15 protein-coding genes are annotated in these 18,425 nt (G+C 64.4%); 8 read left to right on the top strand and 7 right to left on the bottom strand.

What is annotated here, in order from left to right:
• Positions 1-106 precede the first annotated feature (106 nt).
• From GWG65_RS10825 to ftsH, 5 genes are all read left to right on the top strand, one after another.
• The gene (locus GWG65_RS10825; RefSeq protein ID WP_275195572.1) at positions 107-838 is read left to right on the top strand and encodes a hypothetical protein; all 732 of its coding nucleotides are present in this window, start codon (positions 107-109) and stop codon (positions 836-838) included.
• 276 nt (positions 839-1,114) lie between these two features.
• Positions 1,115-1,603, top strand: coding sequence for a peptidoglycan-associated lipoprotein Pal (gene pal / locus GWG65_RS10820; RefSeq protein WP_148742946.1), 489 nt, complete (start codon positions 1,115-1,117; stop codon positions 1,601-1,603).
• Positions 1,604-1,785: 182 nt separating this feature from the next.
• Complete coding sequence (ybgF, locus tag GWG65_RS10815; protein ID WP_275195571.1) at positions 1,786-2,808, top strand: tol-pal system protein YbgF; 1,023 nt, start codon at positions 1,786-1,788, stop codon at positions 2,806-2,808.
• 137 nt (positions 2,809-2,945) lie between these two features.
• Entirely contained in the window at positions 2,946-4,037 is a 1,092-nt protein-coding gene (tilS, locus tag GWG65_RS10810; protein WP_275195570.1) for a tRNA lysidine(34) synthetase TilS, read from the top strand.
• A gap of 267 nt (positions 4,038-4,304) precedes the next feature.
• Positions 4,305-6,227 (top strand): ATP-dependent zinc metalloprotease FtsH, encoded by a 1,923-nt coding sequence (ftsH, locus tag GWG65_RS10805; RefSeq protein ID WP_014439804.1) that lies wholly within the window; start codon positions 4,305-4,307, stop codon positions 6,225-6,227.
• Between the two features lie 158 nt (positions 6,228-6,385).
• On the opposite strand, the gene GWG65_RS10800 is transcribed toward ftsH, so the two are convergent.
• Together GWG65_RS10800 and GWG65_RS10795 are read right to left on the bottom strand one after the other, a co-directional pair.
• Positions 6,386-7,093 carry an IS110 family transposase gene (locus GWG65_RS10800; protein WP_275195569.1) on the bottom strand — a complete coding sequence of 236 codons (708 nt, stop codon included), beginning with the start codon at positions 7,091-7,093 and terminating at the stop codon, positions 6,386-6,388.
• A 194-nt stretch (positions 7,094-7,287) separates the two neighbouring features.
• Positions 7,288-8,151 carry an alpha/beta hydrolase gene (locus tag GWG65_RS10795; protein WP_275195568.1) on the bottom strand — a complete coding sequence of 288 codons (864 nt, stop codon included), beginning with the start codon at positions 8,149-8,151 and terminating at the stop codon, positions 7,288-7,290.
• A gap of 386 nt (positions 8,152-8,537) precedes the next feature.
• On the opposite strand from GWG65_RS10795, the gene GWG65_RS10790 reads away from it, so the two are divergent.
• Positions 8,538-10,313 (top strand): DUF6798 domain-containing protein, encoded by a 1,776-nt coding sequence (locus tag GWG65_RS10790; RefSeq protein ID WP_275195567.1) that lies wholly within the window; start codon positions 8,538-8,540, stop codon positions 10,311-10,313.
• An 84-nt stretch (positions 10,314-10,397) separates the two neighbouring features.
• On the opposite strand, the gene GWG65_RS10785 is transcribed toward GWG65_RS10790, so the two are convergent.
• On the bottom strand, positions 10,398-12,203 hold the full coding sequence (locus tag GWG65_RS10785) for a hypothetical protein (protein ID WP_275195566.1): 1,806 nt from the start codon (positions 12,201-12,203) through the stop codon (positions 10,398-10,400).
• Between the two features lie 11 nt (positions 12,204-12,214).
• Entirely contained in the window at positions 12,215-13,714 is a 1,500-nt protein-coding gene (locus tag GWG65_RS10780; RefSeq protein ID WP_275195565.1) for a hypothetical protein, read from the bottom strand.
• A 299-nt stretch (positions 13,715-14,013) separates the two neighbouring features.
• Here GWG65_RS10780 and GWG65_RS10775 point away from each other — a divergent pair, with 299 nt between their 5' ends.
• Positions 14,014-14,178: a Flp family type IVb pilin gene (locus GWG65_RS10775; protein ID WP_145632694.1), complete on the top strand. Its 165-nt coding sequence runs from the start codon at positions 14,014-14,016 to the stop codon at positions 14,176-14,178.
• A 128-nt stretch (positions 14,179-14,306) separates the two neighbouring features.
• Here GWG65_RS10775 and GWG65_RS10770 read toward each other — a convergent pair whose 3' ends face one another.
• Positions 14,307-15,287, bottom strand: a complete 981-nt coding sequence (locus GWG65_RS10770; RefSeq protein ID WP_275195564.1) for a phosphatase PAP2 family protein — start codon at positions 15,285-15,287, stop codon at positions 14,307-14,309.
• 269 nt (positions 15,288-15,556) lie between these two features.
• On the opposite strand from GWG65_RS10770, the gene GWG65_RS10765 reads away from it, so the two are divergent.
• Positions 15,557-16,237 carry a TetR/AcrR family transcriptional regulator gene (locus tag GWG65_RS10765; RefSeq protein ID WP_275195563.1) on the top strand — a complete coding sequence of 227 codons (681 nt, stop codon included), beginning with the start codon at positions 15,557-15,559 and terminating at the stop codon, positions 16,235-16,237.
• A 159-nt stretch (positions 16,238-16,396) separates the two neighbouring features.
• Here the strand turns inward: GWG65_RS10765 and pyk are convergent, their stop codons facing one another.
• Together pyk and GWG65_RS10755 are read right to left on the bottom strand one after the other, a co-directional pair.
• Entirely contained in the window at positions 16,397-17,833 is a 1,437-nt protein-coding gene (gene pyk / locus GWG65_RS10760) for a pyruvate kinase (protein ID WP_275195562.1), read from the bottom strand.
• The gene (locus GWG65_RS10755; RefSeq protein WP_275195561.1) at positions 17,830-18,423 is read right to left on the bottom strand and encodes a DUF1036 domain-containing protein; all 594 of its coding nucleotides are present in this window, start codon (positions 18,421-18,423) and stop codon (positions 17,830-17,832) included. The genes pyk and GWG65_RS10755 overlap by 4 nt, the downstream gene beginning before the upstream one ends.
• Positions 18,424-18,425 lie beyond the last annotated feature (2 nt).

Here is an 18,425-nt window from a genome sequence, read left to right as displayed (position 1 = left end):
GGCCGCAAAGGTTAACCTTACCTCCCCTAAAGCTTTGCAATCTTGTTAAGAAACCATTAATCTTTGCATACTCGCGTAAGTTGATTGAACGTTTGGGAGTAATCGGATGTCGTCTCAAGTCGAGCCACGCAGGCCGTCGCTGGTGCGCGGTGCGGCGCTGTTCGATCGCATCGATTACCGGCTGATCGAGACTCCCGAGGACAGAGAGTCCATCTACCTGCTGCGTTACAAGGCGTATCTGAATAGCGGATTGATTTTGCCGTCAGAGACTCGTCGCGTTTGCGATGTCTATGACGATGCGCCCAACGTCTGGATATTCGGCGTTTACGTTGACGGAGAGCTATGCAGTTCCGTCCGCATCCACGTCCTGACGTCGGAATGCCGCATGTCCTATTCAACCGAATTGTATGGCGATGTTCTTCATAGGCGCCTCGATCGGGGCGAGGTTTTCGTGGATCCAGCGCGGCTTGCCGCGGATCCCGAAAAAGCCAAGGGACTCCCAGAGCTTCCCTATTTGACCCTGCGGCTGGCCTATCTGGCTTGCGAATATTTCAATGCCGATACGGGCCTTGCGATGGTGCGCCCCGATCACCAGCCGTTCTACCGGCGCGTGTTCCTGCATGAGCCCGTCGCCGAACCGCGCGCGTTTCCGGGCTGGCATACGATGAAGACGTCCTTGATGGCGTCCGATTTCCAGAACCTTCGGGAAAAGGTGCTGACACGCTTTCCCATTATGCGCTCGAACGCGTTCGAACGGCGGATGCTGTTCGAACGGAGCAGCCAGAGGAAGGCTGCGTTGCGGCCGGTGCTCGTTGCGGGCGCTGCAGCGCAGGCATGATCCGGTTCACCTCAATCATCAGGTTCCGCCGGCAGTCGGGGCGCACGATGGCCGTGGCCCATATTACCGGCAAAAGCGGTTCTTTCGGCGCCTAAGAGGGCTTGCCTTCACCCTCGCGCCACATTTACAACCCATTAACCATGGTGGTTGCTTTTCGCCGGTGGGGGGCATTTGACCGGCTCTGGCAACGTCCCATCAAGGTTGACGGAACGTTCGCTTAACCAACCCCCTGTAGACCGGACAGCAGTGGACTAACGTGAGCGTGGAGGCTCCGGAATGAAACATCCTATGCGCATCCTCCAGGGATTGAAGCTGGCTGCGGTGCTCGCGGTCGCGCTGTCGATGGGCGCCTGCGCCAACAAGAACCTGGGTGCCGATGCGATGGCCAGCGCGGCGACGCCTGGCAGTCAGCAGGACTTCGTGGTGAACGTGGGCGACCGCGTGTTCTTCGAAAGCGACCAGACCGACCTGACCCCGCAGGCGATCGTGACCCTGGAGAAGCAGGCGCAGTGGCTCCAGAGCTATCCGCGCTACAGCTTCACCATCGAAGGTCACGCCGACGAGCGCGGCACCCGCGAGTACAACATCGCACTCGGCGCCCGCAGAGCCCAATCGGTGCGCTCGTTCCTGGCCTCGCGCGGCATCGACCCGAACCGCATGCGCACCATCTCCTACGGCAAGGAGCGGCCGGTCGCCGTCTGCAACGACATCTCCTGCTGGTCGCAGAATCGCCGTGCCGTCACCGTGCTGAACGCGAGCTCCTAGACAGCCGCCCGCTCCACGACCAGGAAGCAATTTGCCGGCGCCCTCTCGGGCGCCGGTTTCGTGTCAGCGTCCTGTGATAGAAACCCCTTTGTTCGAGTCACATTTTTGGCGTACTCCCCTTCAATGTGTGGCGCGTCGAAGGTTCCGTCGCAGGCCAGTTTCGCTTTCGTCGTCAGGGTAAAATGTCATCGAAATTCAAGGCAATTACCGGCACCGTGGCGATCGCCGCGCTGCTCTCTCTGTGCTCGCCCGTCCTCGCGCAGTCGGACGATGCCGACCCTGAAATGCGGATCGAGCGGCTGGAGAACCAGCTGCGCCAGCTCACCGGCCAGAACGAAGAGCTGCAATATCGTAACCGCCAGCTTGAAGAGCGCCTCCGTCAGTTCGAAGGCGGCGCACAAGCCGCCCCCGGACAGCCGCCGGCGCAGCCCAACACCGCAGCCGTGCCGCCCGCCCAGTCCGCGCCGGTCTATCGCCAGCAGCAGCAACCCTCCCAGCCGAGCTACGAGCCGCAGATTGCAGCTCCGGCCCCGATCGTTCAGGAACCGCCTCAGCCGGGCGCACCCGGCACGCGCCGCCGCGGCGATGCGTTCGACCCGAGCCAGAATCCGAGCGCGCCCGGCGCGCCGCGCGCGCTCGGCGGCGGACAGCAGCCGATGACGGCAGGAGCCCCGGTCGGGGCACCCGGCGGGCGCGGCGCCGGCGAACCGCTCGATCTCGCCAACACCGGCGGGCGCATCCCGCAAGCTGCCGCGCCGGCGCCGACCCAGCCCGGCTATCCCGCGCCGGCGGGCGGCGGCCTCGCCACGCTGCCGCCCTCGGCATCGCCGCGCGACGAGTTCGACCTCGGCATTGGCTACATGCAGCGCAAGGACTATGCGCTCGCCGAGCAGACCATGAAGACCTTTGCGCAGAAATATCCGAGCGATCCGCTGCTCGGCGACGCGCAATACTGGCTCGGCGAGAGCTACTTCCAGCGCCAGCAATATCGCGACTCCGCCGAAGCCTTCCTCGCCGTCACCACCAAATACGAGAAGTCGGCCAAGGCGCCGGATGCCCTGCTGCGGCTCGGCCAGTCGCTCGCCGCGCTGAAGGAGAAGGAGGCCGCCTGCGCCGCCTTCGGCGAGGTCGGCCGCAAATATCCGCGCGCCTCTGCCGGCGTTAAAGCCGCGGTCGACCGCGAGCAGAAGCGGGTGAAGTGCTAGAGCCTAAGGACCGCGTTCGCGCGAAATGCGGAGCGGTTTTCCCTCGCGACAATCGCGGAGCGCGTTTGCGCGAGGTCCTGACAATACGGCCGGAGCTGCGCTAAACAGGCGGTCCATCCTCGGACGATTGCAGCGTCATGTCAGACGACAACTCACCGATTTCGGCGCGCGAGGCCAGGCGGCTGTTCGCCGATCTCAAAAAAGCGCCGGCGCTGGTGCTCGCGGTCTCCGGCGGGCCCGACTCGGTCGCGCTGATGTGGCTTGCGGCGCGCTGGCAGCGCAGCCTTGCGCGCGGGCCTCGACTGCTGGTCGTCACCGTCGATCACGGCCTGCGGCCCGAGGCGGCGCGCGAGGCGCGCGAGGTCAAGCGACAGGCCGCGGCTCTCGGATTGACGCACCGGACCTTGCGCTGGCGTGGGGCAAAGCCGAAGACGGGGCTGCCTGCCGCTGCGCGCGAAGCCCGCTACCGCCTGCTCGCACAAGCCGCCCGTGCGGCCGGCGCGAGCCACGTGTTGACCGCGCACACCCGTGACGACCAGGCCGAGACCTTGTTGATGCGGCTGCTCCGCGGCAGCGGAATTGCCGGGCTGTCGGCGATGGCGCGCCTGGCGGAGCGGGACGGCATCGTGCTGGCGCGCCCGCTGCTCGACGTCCCGAAGTCGCAGCTCGTTGCGACCCTGAAGCGGGCCAAGCTCGGCTTTACCGACGATCCCACCAACCGCGATACTGCCTTCACCCGGCCGCGGCTGCGCGCGCTGTTGCCGCAGCTCGCAACCGAGGGCGGCGATATCCGAAATCTAGCGCGGCTCGCTGCGCGGCTGGCGCGGGCCAATGCGGCTGTCGAGGTGCTGGCCGACGGCGCCGAGCGTTTCCTTCGCCTGCGGGATCGCGGCGATGCGCCGCATGACCCGGGTGCGCGAAGCTTCGAAGCCGCTGGCTTCGCCGCTCTGCCGGAAGAGGTTCGATTGCGGCTGCTGCTGCGGACTATCAACGCTCTCGGTCATGAGGGGCCGGCGGAACTCGGCAAGGTCGAATCCCTCCTGGCTGCGCTCGATCAGGCCATTGCGTCAGGCGCCCGTACAGCCACAAAGGGCCGGCCAAGGCTGAAGCAGACGCTTGCGGGAGCCTTGATCAGCCTTGCCGGGGGGCGTATCCACATTGCGCCGGCGCCGGCCCGGCGGCGCAAGGAACGGATCAGGAAAGCGGATCCGGGCGGATGCGGATCATGACACCGGCCGTATTGAGCCCGCACCGTCAGGCCAGCCTTAACCAGGCGGGAAAAACCCCGACCCGGGCGCCATTATTTCAGCGGGAATCGGACTAAGATGGGATAAATAGTCCCACCTCGTTCCCTTGGCAGCGACCGGGACGGCACCTAAATTGTATGCGTCTAACCGAGAGGATTCCTTGGGGATTTACTCGCGCTGTCCGAGTAACTGCCCGAGTAACTGCCCAAGGATCAGGGCCGCGATCCGCGCGACCACGAAGGAAGATCGATGAACGCCAATCTGCGCAATTTCGCCCTCTGGGTCATCATTGTTTTGCTGCTGTTGGCGTTGTTCACGCTCTTCCAGAATCCGGGTCAGCGCGCCTCGTCCCAGGACATCGCCTTCTCGCAGCTTCTGAGCGAGGTCGATCGGGGGAATGTGCGCGACGTGGTGATCCAGGGTCCGGATATTCACGGCACCTTCACCAACGGCTCGAGCTTCCAGACCTATGCGCCGAACGATCCGACGCTGGTGAAGCGCCTCTATGACAGCAAGGTCCAGATCTCTGCGAAGCCGCCGGGCGACAACGTGCCGTGGTTCGTTTCGCTGCTGGTCTCCTGGCTGCCGTTCATCGCGCTGATCGGCGTGTGGATCTTCCTGTCGCGGCAGATGCAGGGCGGCGCCGGCAAGGCGATGGGCTTTGGCAAGTCGCGTGCGAAGATGCTCACTGAGGCGCATGGCCGCGTCACGTTCGAGGACGTCGCCGGCGTCGACGAGGCCAAGCAGGACCTCCAGGAGATCGTCGAATTCCTGCGCGATCCCGGCAAATTCCAGCGCCTCGGCGGCCGCATTCCGCGCGGCGTGCTGCTGGTCGGCCCTCCTGGCACCGGCAAGACGCTAATCGCACGCGCGGTTGCCGGCGAAGCCAACGTGCCGTTCTTCACCATCTCGGGCTCTGACTTCGTCGAGATGTTCGTCGGCGTCGGTGCTTCTCGCGTGCGCGACATGTTCGAGCAGGCCAAGAAGAACGCGCCCTGCATCATCTTCATCGACGAAATCGACGCGGTCGGTCGTCACCGCGGCGCCGGTCTCGGTGGCGGCAATGACGAGCGCGAGCAGACGCTGAACCAGTTGCTGGTCGAGATGGACGGCTTCGAGGCCAATGAAGGCGTGATCCTGATCGCCGCGACCAACCGTCCCGACGTGCTCGATCCCGCGCTGCTGCGTCCCGGCCGGTTCGATCGCCAGGTCGTGGTGCCGAACCCGGATGTCGTCGGCCGCGAGCAGATCCTGAAGGTTCACGTTCGCAAGGTGCCGCTGGCGCCGGATATCAACCTCAAGACCATCGCGCGCGGCACGCCGGGTTTCTCCGGCGCAGACCTGATGAACCTGGTCAACGAGGCCGCCCTGACAGCCGCCCGCCGCAACAAGCGGATGGTGACCCAGGCCGAGTTCGAGGAAGCCAAGGACAAGGTGATGATGGGCGCCGAGCGCAAGTCGCTCGTCATGACCGAGGAAGAGAAGCTGCTGACGGCCTATCACGAGGGCGGTCACGCCATCGTCGGCCTCAACGTCGTCGCGACCGATCCGATCCACAAGGCGACAATCATTCCGCGCGGCCGTGCGCTCGGCATGGTGATGCAGCTGCCCGAGCGCGACAAGCTGTCGATGTCGCTGGAGCAGATGACGTCGCGCCTCGCCATCATGATGGGCGGCCGCGTTGCCGAAGAGCTGATCTTCGGCCGTGAAAAGGTGACTTCGGGTGCGTCGTCCGACATCGAGCAGGCGACGCGGCTGGCGCGGATGATGGTGACGCGCTGGGGCCTTTCCGAGGCGCTCGGCACCGTGTCCTATGGCGAAAACCAGGACGAGGTTTTCCTCGGGATGTCGGTGTCGCGCACCCAGAACGCATCGGAGGCGACGGTTCAGAAGATCGACACCGAGATCCGGCGTTTCGTGGAAGAAGGCTACAACGAAGCGACGCGCATTCTCACCGAGAAGCGCGCCGATCTTGAAGCGCTCGCGAAGGGCCTGCTCGAATTCGAGACGCTCTCCGGCGACGAGATCATCGACCTGCTCAAGGGCAAGAAGCCGAACCGCGAGTCCGTGCTCGAGCCGACCACGCCGCGCGCCTCCGCCGTGCCCCCGGCCGGCAAGTCGCGCCCGCGTCCAGATCCGGATCCCGGCCTGGAGCCGCAGCCGCAGGCCTGATCGCAAGCGGCAGATCGAATTGAAAAACGCGGCGGAAACGCCGCGTTTTTTGTTGGCCGGGTCTCGTGCCCCGGACGCAGCGCAGCGTCCCTTCGACGGTGCGCTGCTGAGCCGGGGCCCATGCCGCAGCGGTTCGCGTGGCATTCTGGGTCCCGGCTCTACGCAGCAATGCCAAGAGCGTTGCAGCGCGTCCGGGACACGAGCGGGACGCGCGCGATGGCCTTCTCGCTGGCCTTGGCCGCCCTGTCCGGGGTCGGCACCTTCTGCCAAAGCGCCAGGAACCATTCGTCGGCGACATCGTCGGTCAACTTGGTGGCTTGGGGATAATAGCGCCACAACTGCTGACGAAGGCGGTTGGCGAGACGAGTGCGCTCCTGCTGCAGTTCGTCGGCCATGCGCGACCACTCGCGCAGTTCGATCATCGTCGGATCGTCGACCACAAGCCGGCGGAAGGCCGCGCGGTCCGTGCGCAGCGAGTCTGCGAGCACATGGGCATCGCGGCGGTCGTCCTTGGCACCAGCTACCGTGAAGCGATCACGGAAGCGGTCGAGCTGCTTGGGATTGATGGCAAACACCGCAAACCCGTGCTCGAGCAACATCTCCACCACCGGGCCGTGCGGCATCTCGATCGCCACGGCGATCTGTCCCGGTGCGGCCTTGGTCTTCTCAAGCAACCAGTCACACAACTCCGTCAGCCCAGCGCCGCCATGGGCGAACTCGCGCCGGGCAACCTGTCTTCCTTCGGCATCCAGCAGGCCAACGCTATGGCTCTGCATTGCCCAGTCGATCCCGGCGAACCAGTGTACATCTTCGATCATTGTTGGGACCTCCTCGCTCTCCAGGCGGGCCACCGCGATCCTGATCAATCCCTGTACCGGCGCTCTCGGGCGCGACCTCCTACTGGATCTCGATCACGGCCGCTCCGCCGGGGCGTGGTTCCTACGAAGGTGCTCAAGGCACAGGTGGGCAAGGCTGCTCCCGGCAGATCGGCCCGCACGGCCAGTCTACGTCGCGACAAAAGTGGTGGGCACGCTACGCTTTTGCCCACCCTACGATCCTCTCACTTCGCCGCCGGCCTCTCCCCGCCACGCTCCAGAAAACGCAGCACATCGTCGGTGAACTGCTCCGGATCCTGCAGGAACGAGAAGTGGCTGACCTCCGGCTGGATCAGCAGGCCCGCCCCCGGAATGTTCGCTGCCATGAACTCGGTGTTCTCGCGCTTGATCGCCTCGTCGTGATCGCCGTCCACGATCCAGGTCGGGACCTTGATCGCCGCAAGATCTGACGCCGTCCATTTCGGCTGGCTCTCCCACATCTTGGTGATGTCAGCGACGAAGCTCTTGTACTCCGTCGGGGTCGGCGAGAGGCGCTTGTACTCCTCTCCGGCCCTCGCAATGTATGCGTTGAAGACGTCGCTTGACGCAATATCCGCGACGCCCGACGGATCCGAGTTCGCTGCGAAGGCGAACAGCTTGCTCACCCGCTCCGGGTGTTTCATGGCAATGTCGAGGCCGATGATCGCGCCGTCGCTCCAGCCCACGATCGCTGTTTTCCTGATCTTGAGATGGTCGAGCAGCCCGACCGCGTCCGAGGCCATCAGGTCGTAGCCATATGGCTCCCGGTTGCGGCTGCTGCGCCCGTGCCCGCGGCTCTCCATGACGATGACCTGATAGCGCCGCTGCAGCGCACGGACCTGGTGGCCCCAGTAGTTGGCGTTGGCGAGGCCGCCATGCAGCAACAGGACGGGCTGGCCGCGGCCGAACACGGCGTACCAGACCTTGACACCGTTGACGGGCGCGAAGCCGCTCTGTGTTGCCTTGGGCAATGTCGGCGTCGGCGGTAGGCTCAGCCACTGCGGCGCCGCGTGCGCCGCTGTGATCGAGACCATGACGAGAAATGCGGTGAAAAGATTGCGAAACGGCATGACACGCTCTCCTGTTCGACCGTCGGATATTAGCGCAGGCCAAAGTGGCTGCGTTACGTGCCAAGATAGAACGTAGGGTAGGTTAGCCCTGCGGTTGCACGAAGCACAGTCCGCTGGCGTAACCCACCACTTCTGTCGCAATCCGTGGCGCGGCAGGTTACGCCTTTCGCCGTCGCGTGCTGAATGAGCGTGAACATAGAGGTGAATCGCCGACGAATCTCAATTCTCAAGGGCCAATTAATCCGCCATTAGCGTTTTCCAGGTTAGTTCTGCTGTTGTCCGTCTCCATCGCTCCGCGGGCCCGGACCAGCCAGTTGCTTGAAAGCGGGCGGTACACGGCGCTTAACCGAGGCTGATCCGCAGCCGTTAGTTCCTCCGGCACCCCCATGGCGGACGTCAACATCACCTCTGACTTGGTCCGCTGCGATCGCGCGGCCAGCGTCCCGAATTTCTGGTTTGAGACATTCTCGATCGCCGTGTTTGCGTCGGCGATATCCGTGCTGCGCACTGGATTTGTCTTCGGACTGACCAACAACCTCTATCATTTGCCGATCGTCGCCGGTCTCTACAATGAGCCGCAGTATCATGACGACGGGCATATCCAGTCGTTGCGCTACTTCGCTTCCGGCGTCTGGCTGATGTTGAGCGACACCGAAAAATATATCGGCAGCGTTCCGTTGCTGTTCTTCATTCTGTTTTTCCTCTCCCGGCTGGTCAGCTTTGTCGGGTTCCTCTGCTGCGCCTCCCTGCTCGGGGTGACGGAAAGACGCGACAAGATCGTCTTCAGTCTGATTCTCTGCTTCACCGCGTTTCTTGACGGCTACAGCTACGCCGGCTCCGGTGGCCTGTTCATCAACTACTTCACCCATTCGGAGATCGCGAATGGTGTGGCTCTTATGGCGATCTACTTTGCCGCACGAGGCCGCTTCATGGCAGCGGCCGTTGCTATTGGCATAACGTTCTTCATCAACGCCTTCTTTGCGGTTTGGCTCGTGCCGCCGGTGGCGCTGATCGGGATCTGTCGCCTGTCGCAGCGGAAAGCCACATTCGGCGAAATCTCTTCGCGTGTGCTGATCGGCCTCATCTTGTGCTTGCCGCTTGCGCTTGTCGTGCTGCGCGGGTTTCTCTCAAATCCGGAGTTTGGTCATCCGCCAAGCCTCGGTTTTACGAGTTTCCTTCGCGAGTATTTTCCTGGGCATGTGTTGATAGACTCGACCTCGCTCGGCGACATCGTGGGGCTGTCGGGCGTCACTCTCATCGGAGCGCTTGCGCTGTTCTGGCCGAGGTCGGCCGCCCCCGAATTGCGGGCAGCCTATCTCGGCGCAATTCTGGTCTATCTGATCGGCATCGCGCTTCCGTACATCACCGAATCGCCAGTTATTCTCAGTCTTAATCTGCTGCGTTCGAGCACGATCATCCATCTGCTTGCCGCACTGGCGATTGCGGCACTGGCGACGAACTGGTTGCGGCACGACAAGGAGACGACTTTCCTTCCTGCCTGTCTTATCGTGCTGTTCTTGACCTTCGATGGCTGGATCGGTCTGGGTTTGGTCACGGCCGTCTTGGTCGTTGTTCTTCGAACAATTGTACCGGGACCGGCCCCATCCTATCAGCGCACCATGGGCTATCTGGTTGTCGCCACGGCTGTTCTCGTCGCATACCCGCTCGCCATCTGGTCCGGCGTCAACTTCGAACGAATCTGCAATGAGGCGGTCGCGGAGTGGGCCGAAATTGGCAAGTGGGCGCGGAATAACACGCCTGCGACCGCAACCTTCCTGACGCCAAGAAGGTCGGAGCTCGACGGTCGGGCTGAAGTGAGCATTGCGGACATGGCGCTTGATCGTGAAGGGGTATTTGAATGGGCCTCACATCGCCGCGTCTGGGTCGATTTCAAGCGTGGCGGATCGTCGATGTTGACGCCGTCTTATTATCCGACGTGGCGAAGCAGGTTGACGGATGTCGAGAGCTTGAATTCGCTCGCGGAGCGGATGGCCTATGCGTCGCGCAACGGCATCGGCTATGTCATCGATATCTGTCAGAGCCCGGAATCAGGGAACGGCGTCATCTTTCGAACGAAGCGGCTCTGCGTATTCTCGACGGAGACAAGCGGACCTACGATCCGGAAGGATGCATCGTCGGCGATGAAACGACTTGCCGGCTGAGCATCGAGCTCTGCATGCCTGGCGACAACGCGCCAAGGACGACGCGCCAAGGCGGATAATTGAAGGCGCGGCTTGCGCGCTCTCTCACTTGCGCACGCGCCAGACCGTCCAGCCGGATTTCGACACTGCCTGGACCGGCTCCAGATAGTCTGGAGCTTCGCCGCGGCCGAGATGCGCGGCCAGCCCGTCCGGCGCGATGCGGACGAGATCCTGCTGATCGGCAGAGCCGTTGCAGGTCAGGATGTAATCGACCTGTCGCTCACTGAGCATTGCACGGGCGGCTTCCGGTGTTGCCATCATTGTATGCACCATGACGAGGTTGCCGTCATTGTTGCGGTGGTAGGGACCAGCGAACACGAAATGTCCCGTCGCGGCCAGGATCGCAGGACCCGAATCGATCGGCGCCATCACCCGCCCCGGCGGCAGGGTGGCGAGAGGTGCGGCGCTGGAGATGGTCTGGCAGGAAGCGGTCGGATCGGCTACCGCGATCTTGTGTCCGCCCGTGCCGGCAGCGAATGCCGGCCAGACCACAAAGCCGATGCCGCCAAGTGTGGCGGGCGACACGAGCAGTGCCATGTACAGCAGCCGCCAGCCGGCCGCGGCATCCGCGCGAAGCCTTGCAATTCCGATGACGCATAGCGGGGCGGCAACGATGTTGGCGGCGGCGGCGCCGCGCAATTCCCACAGGCTTACGCCGAACAGCGCTACGAGCGTGACGGTCGAAACGATCCAGCGAAAGCGCGTCTGGCGTGTGCCGCCGATAATACCTGCAACGCACAGGCCGAGCGTCAACAATGGAAAAGCATAATACGCCAGCAGTTTTTGCGGCTGCAGCTGTGCCAGCTCCGTCACCGGAATGGTCTCGGCGACGCGGTCGAGCCAGAAGCTGACGAGCAGGGGATCGACCTGCGCATAGGGCGACGCAATGCAGCTCGGATAGGACTTGAAAAATGCGCCCAGCAGGAGCGCGCCGGCAAGTGCAGCCGCCCCCAGCCGCGTCCACAAGGTCGGGCGCAGGCGGCTAACGCCGGCAACCGCGAGCAGCGCCACGCCGCCGCCTGCGGACAGGAGCAGGATGGGGCCTCCGAAGGCATCGCAGACCGGTCTGGCAAGATCGTTCATCGGAAGCAGCAGGAGCGCGAGCAGCAGCGACGACCCGGCGAGGCTTGCACCAAAAGCGCAGGCGGAGTGCAGGACCTCAGTGCCCTTCCAGATCAGGAGTCCCAGCACAGCCGCGCTCGCCAGGGCGATGGCAGGCAGCATTTCCAATCCGATCGCCAGCGAAAGCGCCGCAAGGAATCCCGCCAAGGCCGCTTTGGCTGCACGGTGCTCCAAATCGGAGACGCAGAGCACGAAGCCGAGCAGCAGCACGATCTGCAGATTGTGATGATCGATCGCGCCGGCGCGAAAGTGCATCAGGGCAGGAATCGACAGCGCCGTGACCAGAATCGCTGCGAGCCGTGTCTGCGGCCGGTCGGCCGCGGCGCTTGCCTGACTTGCGATTGTCGCTGCAAGCCATAGCGCGGCGCCCATCAGCAGCGACGGCCACAGCACCAGCGTGAGCGCTTCGGAATAGTGCTGGCCGAGCAGAGGGCGAAACAGCAGGATCAGCATCGCCAAGGGCGCATCGACGATGCGGGACCAGTGCATGGCAGCTCCGGGCGGGTCGAGCCGGTATTGCGTCAGGTCGAACCAGTCCTGTCCGGCGAGAAGATCTCGCACTTCGACCAGACGCATCGCGTCGTCGGTCGACAGCATGTCGAACACGCCGGACTTGATCGCAGGAAGTCCGAGCGCCGCCACGATCACCGCCCAGGCGATCGCGAGCATGGTCGCAGGCTTCGGAGCAGCTGTGGAGCGTTGCTCGGCCGGCGGGACGAGGTGCGGCATTGTCCAGCGCCTCAATTTGATATTGCGGGCATCGGCGTGGTATCCGCGCTCCGGTCGTCCCGCACATGGATCACCGCGATATCGTCCGTATAGATCCGCTTCCAGCCCTTGAGATGATCGAGGATCTGGGGACCAGGAGCATCGGCAACCAGGAGCGTCGCGTCGATCTTGTACTCGTCGAGCAGGCGAGGAAGCAGCTCAGGCGTTTTCCCCTCCGTCGCCTTGAAGAAGTCCATGACGAACTTTTCGCCATAGAGCTCGGCGCGGCCGTCAGCGAAGACCGGGATATCGCGCGAGATCAGATAACCGCCGAACTGATAGGCGTTGAAGATGCGCTGTGCCTTGCGCTGCTGGAGCAGGTCGACCGCCGCAACCGGTGTCTGCGCCATCGTGAAGGTGAAGCGGTGGTGCCCCATATAGATCGACGTCGAGGTCCAGGCCGCGGCTACGATCATCAGCGCGCCAAGCGTAGTCACATAGCGGGCCGGCCAGCCGTCGGTCCCGGCTGGGTCCGACGCCGGGCGCGCGGACATCTGGCCAAGCGGCTTCGCCAGCACCAGCGGCACCAGGAATGCGAAGGCTTCGATGCTCCTGACATGGGTCAGCGCGCTCCAGGTCAGGAACAGGATCAGGAAGATCCGGGGCGCCGAGAGCACAAGGCCGCGATAGTAACCGAGCGCGATCAGGCCGAGCAGTGCGCCCTCGAACGCCGTGAACGAGGAAAAGTTCGCCGGCATCCATTCGAAGATCACCGTCAACAGCTCGCCGAGGCTGAGGATGTTGGTCGCGCCCAGTGGCGTCCTCCAGCCGTAGGGCGTACAGCAGCTCGCGACCAGCGCGCCGATGCCGAACAGCACCCAGCGCATGAACAGCTGAAGCCGTCGTCCCTTTTCAGCATGCTCGACCGCCTCGAGCGCGATCGGGCCGATCAGCGCCAGACCGAGCACAAAGCCGCCATGCAGGTTCGCCCAGAGCGCCATCAGGGGCAGCCAGCCCCAGGACGGCGCGCTCCTGCGGTCCGCAGCCGCCATCAGCAGGCCAACCCAGGCCAGCATGACGGGCAGCGCCAGGATATGCGGTCGTGCCAGGACATGATGCAGCGACAGCAGCAGTGCCAGCATTGTAAACAGCACCGAGCGCGGAATCTCGAGCTGTGCGTCGAGCAGATAGACGAAGATTGCGGCGGTGAGCGCGATCGTGGTCGCGGTGAGGATCACCGGTCCGGCCCAGTCCCATTGCGCATAGGAGAAGGCGAACAGCACCTGCGACAGCCACGACGTCGAGATCCAGGGTGCGCCTGGCCGCGTGAAGGAATAGAAGTCGGTGTAGGGCAGGGCACGGTGATCGAGAATCCATTGCCCGATCTTGATCTGCCAGAATGAATCGGAATCCATCAGCAGCGTGTCGCCGACATAGACGAAGAAGAGGTAGGTGGCCGCACCGACACACAGCGGCACCAGCGCTCGCGCGCGGCTCTGCACCGCGATGCCGTTGGCGAAGGAAAGGGACATGCCGCCTCGTCGTCCTGCTTGTTCTTGTCGGGCTGGAAGAGCAGGCCGCATTGGACCATGGCGGTGATAACTTCGGGTAAATCGCCGAAGGCGGCCGCACCGGATGTCTCGACAATTTAACGGATTGTTTTCAATTTCGGTTTACCATCGCCCGGTACACGCAAACCGCTCCGGGTTTCCGCAGTCGAATTAACTGCGGCGCAATTCTTTGCCTCTAGGTTCGGTTTCATGGTCGGGCGGCGCTGGGAAGCCGAAAAGACCAGATCAGTTGTAGCCACGTGTAGTTTTTGGAGCAATCTATGAAGAACCTCGTTTCGCGTTTCGTGAAGGACGAATCCGGCGCCACCGCGATTGAATACGGCCTGATCGCCGCCGGCATCGCGCTGGCGATCATCACCGTCGTCAACAACCTCGGCAGCACGATGAACACCAAGTTTGGTTCGATCTCGTCCAGCCTCAAGTAAGACCGGAAGAACCGGAAATTCAAAGAGCCCCGTCCTGGACGGGGCTCTTTTCTTTTGGGCGAACGACGTCAGAAACAGACTGCCCCGCTCTATGGCAAGAGGCGGCGCAATTGCGGTCTATTGCGCTGCTATTCCGCAAGGCCGGATTGCCAGGCCGGTGAAGCAGGCGCGGCAGAAACAGGCATCTTCCCGTCGAGCCATGCGAGATGGAGTTTTGCCGCCCATATCGCCGACGCGGCGACTGCGATGCCGCCGGCAATGTCGATGATGTAGTGCGCGCCGATCACCGGCGTCGCCGCGATCATCAGCAGGTTGAGCGCGGCCGCGATGCCCCCGATGCCACGCACCGGCCACAGCGCCCACACGTAGAGCACGGCGGATGCGGCGTGAAAGCTCGGAAACGAGACGATGCCGGACAGGAAGAACGGTCGGAGTTCGTGCAGGCTGCCGTCTCGGAGTGCGAGGATGTCACGCAGTTGCCCGGCATAGACCGCGGTGTTGATCTCGGGGAAATGTGCGGCCGGCAGTTGCAGTCCGTAATAAGTGCCGATCGCCGGTACTACGGCGGAGATCGCGATGGCGACCGCGAGCGCGAGGCTCATCGCAAGCATGAAAAGTTGCAGCCGCACATAGCGCGCCGTCAGTGCCAGCACGAGAGGGATGCCGAGCAGCGGCCATTTGATCAGCCCGTAGCCGCGGGCGAGAGCGTTCGCGAGCCAGGGATGGTCGTTGACGTATCGCGCGATCGGTTCGGGATCGAGACCGAGCGCGCGGTCGATCGCAAGCAGCGCCTGGTCCTGCAGCGGCCAGTTCAGCTTGCCAGCGACGTAGCTGAGCGGTCCGACGATGGCGCAGGTGAGGATGACCTGTCCGATCGTGCCGAGCGAGAACACAAGCTTCGGATACGCAAGCTCGCCTTTAGCCATCCGGTGGCAATAGACGATCGCGAGCAGGAACGCGGCGGTCGCCAGCGTCAGGCCGTAGGCGACCGGCTCGAGACTCAGCTGGGTGATGGGAAGGCCGAGCGCCAGCAGGCTGCCCATGGCCGCGATAGGAAGCCAGTTCAGCTGGAAGAGCCGCCAAGCCGTCCGGGAGTCAGTGTCGATCATGCTGCACCGAGGTCAAATCGCAGTACCAAGGTACAGTCGTTGGTACACGCTAAAATAGATATAACGGATGCTCTCGCCTTTTCGCCAACCCGTTCGATACACTTTTAGATGTTTCGCGATCCCGCCGCTTTGATGTGACGCTTCAAGCATTTCATCTTGTCATCCTCCCTGAATAGTTGTTCAGTCCTTGCGGGGCGATTTGCAGCTATTGCAGTGACGAAGCGTTCGGCCGCGGGCGTGCGGCAAGCGTGTGGGACAGGAAGCGCGCCATGGTTTATCGGCGGACGCATCAAGTGGTTAAGCGCCTGGCGGCCCGGCGCAGTGCGATCCTCGCTGCGGCGCGCGAGGCTGCGGCGGAAGGCGGGATGGCGGCGGTGCAGATCGCGCCAGTCGCGGTCCGGGCCAATGTCGCGGCGGGCACCGTCTACCGCTACTTCCCCTCCAAGGCCGAACTGATCTCCGAATTGATTGCCGAGGTGTCGCGCGACGAGCTCGCGGCGATCCGGCGGGCGGCCGATGCCGCACCCGGCCCATCCTCGGCGCTGGCGGCTGCCGTGACCACGGTTGCGGTCCACACCCTGTCACAGCGCAGGCTGGCCTGGGGCATCCTGGCCGAGCCGGTCGATGTCGATGTCAGCGCCTCGCGCCTCGCCAGCCGCCGCGAAATCGCCGGCGAGATCGCAGCGAGGATCGACGCTGCCGTGCGCGCCGGTCATTTGCCGGCGCAGGACACTGCGCTCGCCGCCACCGCGCTGCTCGGTGCGCTGCACGAGGCACTGGTAGGGCCGCTTGCGCCCGACAATCTCGATGATCCCGCCAAGATGCGCGACGCCGTGCAGACCGTGACGCTGCTGGCGCTGCGCGCCGTCGGCGTCATGGATGCCCGCGCCCGCGGCCTGGTGGTGCAGCAGACGCTGCTGCCGGCCACGAAAGCGCTGGTCGGGGCCTAAAAATCGCTGCGCGACCGAGGCGGAGGCCTCAATCCGCTCAGGCCGTTGCCGGAGCGTCAGTTTTCAGAAAACAGCAGCACGCTCGCCGGAATGGCCGGCTACTGTGCATGGGGTTGTTTTCGCGCTTTTTTGTCGTGCGCGTCCGGAATGACGCACGGACTAGATATTGGCCTCGCCCTCGGGACCGACGGAGGCGATGCGCACCATGTTGGTGGTGCCGGGGATGCCGAGCGGCACGCCGGCGACGATGATCACGCGCTGGCCGGCGCGGACAAAGCCATCACGGAACGCGATCTGGCCGGCGCGGCTCACCATGTCGTCCTGGTCCCGCGCGTCCTCCGCCACCACGCAATGCACGCCCCAGACGACGGCGAGCCGGCGTCCGGCCGTGATGTTCGGCGTGATCGCTACGATCGGCGGCTTCGGCCGCTCGCGTGCCACCCGCGTCGCGGTCGAGCCCGAGCTGGTCCAGCAGATCAGGGCCGGCAGGTCGAGCGTCTCGGCGATCTGCCGCGCGGCGTCCGCGATGGCATCGCCGGCGGTGGATTCCGGCGCGGGCCGCTGCGCGGTGAGCACGTCCCGATAGGTCGGGTCGCGCTCGACCTCCTCGCCGATACGGTTCATGGTCGAGACCGCCTCGACCGGGAATTTGCCGGCCGCCGATTCCGCCGACAGCATGATGGCGTCGGCGCCTTCATAGACGGCGGTGGCGACGTCGGAGACCTCGGCGCGGGTCGGCACCGGCGACTGGATCATCGATTCCAGCATTTGCGTCGCGATCACCACCGGCTTGCCGGCGCGCCGTGCCATCCGCGTCATCTGCTTCTGAAGGCTCGGCACGCGTTCCAGCGGCAGCTCGACGCCGAGGTCGCCGCGCGCCACCATCAGCGCGTCGGAGGCCTCGATGATCTCGGCGAGGCGGTCGATCGCCTGCGGCTTCTCGATCTTGGCCATCACGGCGGCGCGGCCGCGGATCATCTTCTTGGCCTCGGTGACGTCGTCGGCGCGCTGTACGAAGGAGAGCGCAATCCAGTCGACGCCGGTGACCAGCGCCGCCTCGAGATCGGCGCGGTCCTTCGGCGTCATCGCCGAGACCGGCAGATCCGTGTCGGGCAGGCTGACGCCCTTGCGGTCGGACATCCGGCCGCCGACCACGACGCGGGTCACCGCGCGCTCCTTGGTGGTCTCCTCCGCGATCAGCCGCACCTTGCCGTCGTCGAGCAGCAGCGCATGGCCCGGCCGCAGCGCAGCAAGTATTTCCGGATGCGGGAGATGGACACGCGTGGTGTCGCCCGGCGTCTTGTCGGAATCGAGGGTGAAGATCTGGCCGTTCTGGAGCTGGACCGCACCCTCGGCGAATGAGCCAAGACGGAGCTTCGGGCCCTGGAGATCGACCAGGATGCCGATCGGGCGCCCGTAGCTGCTCTCGACATTGCGGATCGTGGCGACCAGCTCCCGCATCTTGTCATGCGGGGTGTGGCTCATGTTGATGCGGAAGAGGTCGGCACCGGCCTCGAACAGGCGGCGGATCATCGCGAGATCTGAAGAGGCGGGTCCCAGGGTCGCGAGAATCTTGATACGGCGAAGTCGCCTCATGGCTTATTTCCAGGCGGGGGCGGAGCGGCCGGTGGGAGGCCGGGCGAGCCCGGGGGCGTACCACCCGGCGGGCCATTGGGCAAACCTGGAACTCCGCCCGGGCCAACCGTGCCGGGCATGCCCGGTACGCGCTGCTGCGCCGGCTGCTCGTTGGCATCGGTGAGCTGTACCGTCCAGGCCCGCTGCTCGCCGGTATCGACCTCGAAATAGCCGGTCCGGTCATAGCCGCGCGCCAGGCAGTCCTCGGTGCCGCGAATGGTGAATTCCTTGTCGCGCGAGCACATGAAGGCCTGGCCCGACCATTCGCCGCCGCGGTCATAGTCGATCGCGTAGATGTAGTAGTAGCGGGCGACCAGCGTTCCCCGCAGCAGCGTCTCGCAGGAGCGGGACGAGATGTTCCACCAGCCCTCGGTGGTCCAGCCCTCGGCGTCCTTGTAGCCGAGCGCAATGCCGACCCGGCTCGAGGTGTTGTTGCAGAGGCGGAAGTCCGCGGACGCGGGACCGTTCCAGAGGCAGAACAGGGCAACCACCAGCACCGGGGCGAACCGGGCGAGCAGGCGAACAGGGGAACGGGGAGATTCGGCGATCATTG

Source organism: Bradyrhizobium sp. CSA207, assembly GCF_029051685.1.
In the GTDB taxonomy this organism is placed as follows: Bacteria; Pseudomonadota; Alphaproteobacteria; order Rhizobiales; family Xanthobacteraceae; genus Bradyrhizobium.
The sequence above is the reverse complement of the archived record's forward strand: the minus strand, read 5'-3'. Positions and strand labels throughout refer to the sequence as shown.

Excerpts from the sequence above, each read along its gene's own strand:
- GWG65_RS10765 (WP_275195563.1), top strand. The coding sequence starts at position 15,557 with ATGGTTTATCGGCGGACGCATCAAGTGGTTAAGCGCCTGGCGGCCCGG.
- ybgF (WP_275195571.1), top strand. The coding sequence starts at position 1,786 with ATGTCATCGAAATTCAAGGCAATTACCGGCACCGTGGCGATCGCCGCG.
- GWG65_RS10775 (WP_145632694.1), top strand. The coding sequence starts at position 14,014 with ATGAAGAACCTCGTTTCGCGTTTCGTGAAGGACGAATCCGGCGCCACC.
- pal (WP_148742946.1), top strand. The coding sequence starts at position 1,115 with ATGAAACATCCTATGCGCATCCTCCAGGGATTGAAGCTGGCTGCGGTG.
- GWG65_RS10790 (WP_275195567.1), top strand. The coding sequence starts at position 8,538 with ATGGCGGACGTCAACATCACCTCTGACTTGGTCCGCTGCGATCGCGCG.
- GWG65_RS10780 (WP_275195565.1), bottom strand. The coding sequence starts at position 13,714 with ATGTCCCTTTCCTTCGCCAACGGCATCGCGGTGCAGAGCCGCGCGCGA.
- tilS (WP_275195570.1), top strand. The coding sequence starts at position 2,946 with ATGTCAGACGACAACTCACCGATTTCGGCGCGCGAGGCCAGGCGGCTG.
- ftsH (WP_014439804.1), top strand. The coding sequence starts at position 4,305 with ATGAACGCCAATCTGCGCAATTTCGCCCTCTGGGTCATCATTGTTTTG.
- GWG65_RS10795 (WP_275195568.1), bottom strand. The coding sequence starts at position 8,151 with ATGCCGTTTCGCAATCTTTTCACCGCATTTCTCGTCATGGTCTCGATC.
- pyk (WP_275195562.1), bottom strand. The coding sequence starts at position 17,833 with ATGAGGCGACTTCGCCGTATCAAGATTCTCGCGACCCTGGGACCCGCC.
- GWG65_RS10825 (WP_275195572.1), top strand. The coding sequence starts at position 107 with ATGTCGTCTCAAGTCGAGCCACGCAGGCCGTCGCTGGTGCGCGGTGCG.
- GWG65_RS10770 (WP_275195564.1), bottom strand. The coding sequence starts at position 15,287 with ATGATCGACACTGACTCCCGGACGGCTTGGCGGCTCTTCCAGCTGAAC.
- GWG65_RS10785 (WP_275195566.1), bottom strand. The coding sequence starts at position 12,203 with ATGCCGCACCTCGTCCCGCCGGCCGAGCAACGCTCCACAGCTGCTCCG.
- GWG65_RS10755 (WP_275195561.1), bottom strand. The coding sequence starts at position 18,423 with ATGATCGCCGAATCTCCCCGTTCCCCTGTTCGCCTGCTCGCCCGGTTC.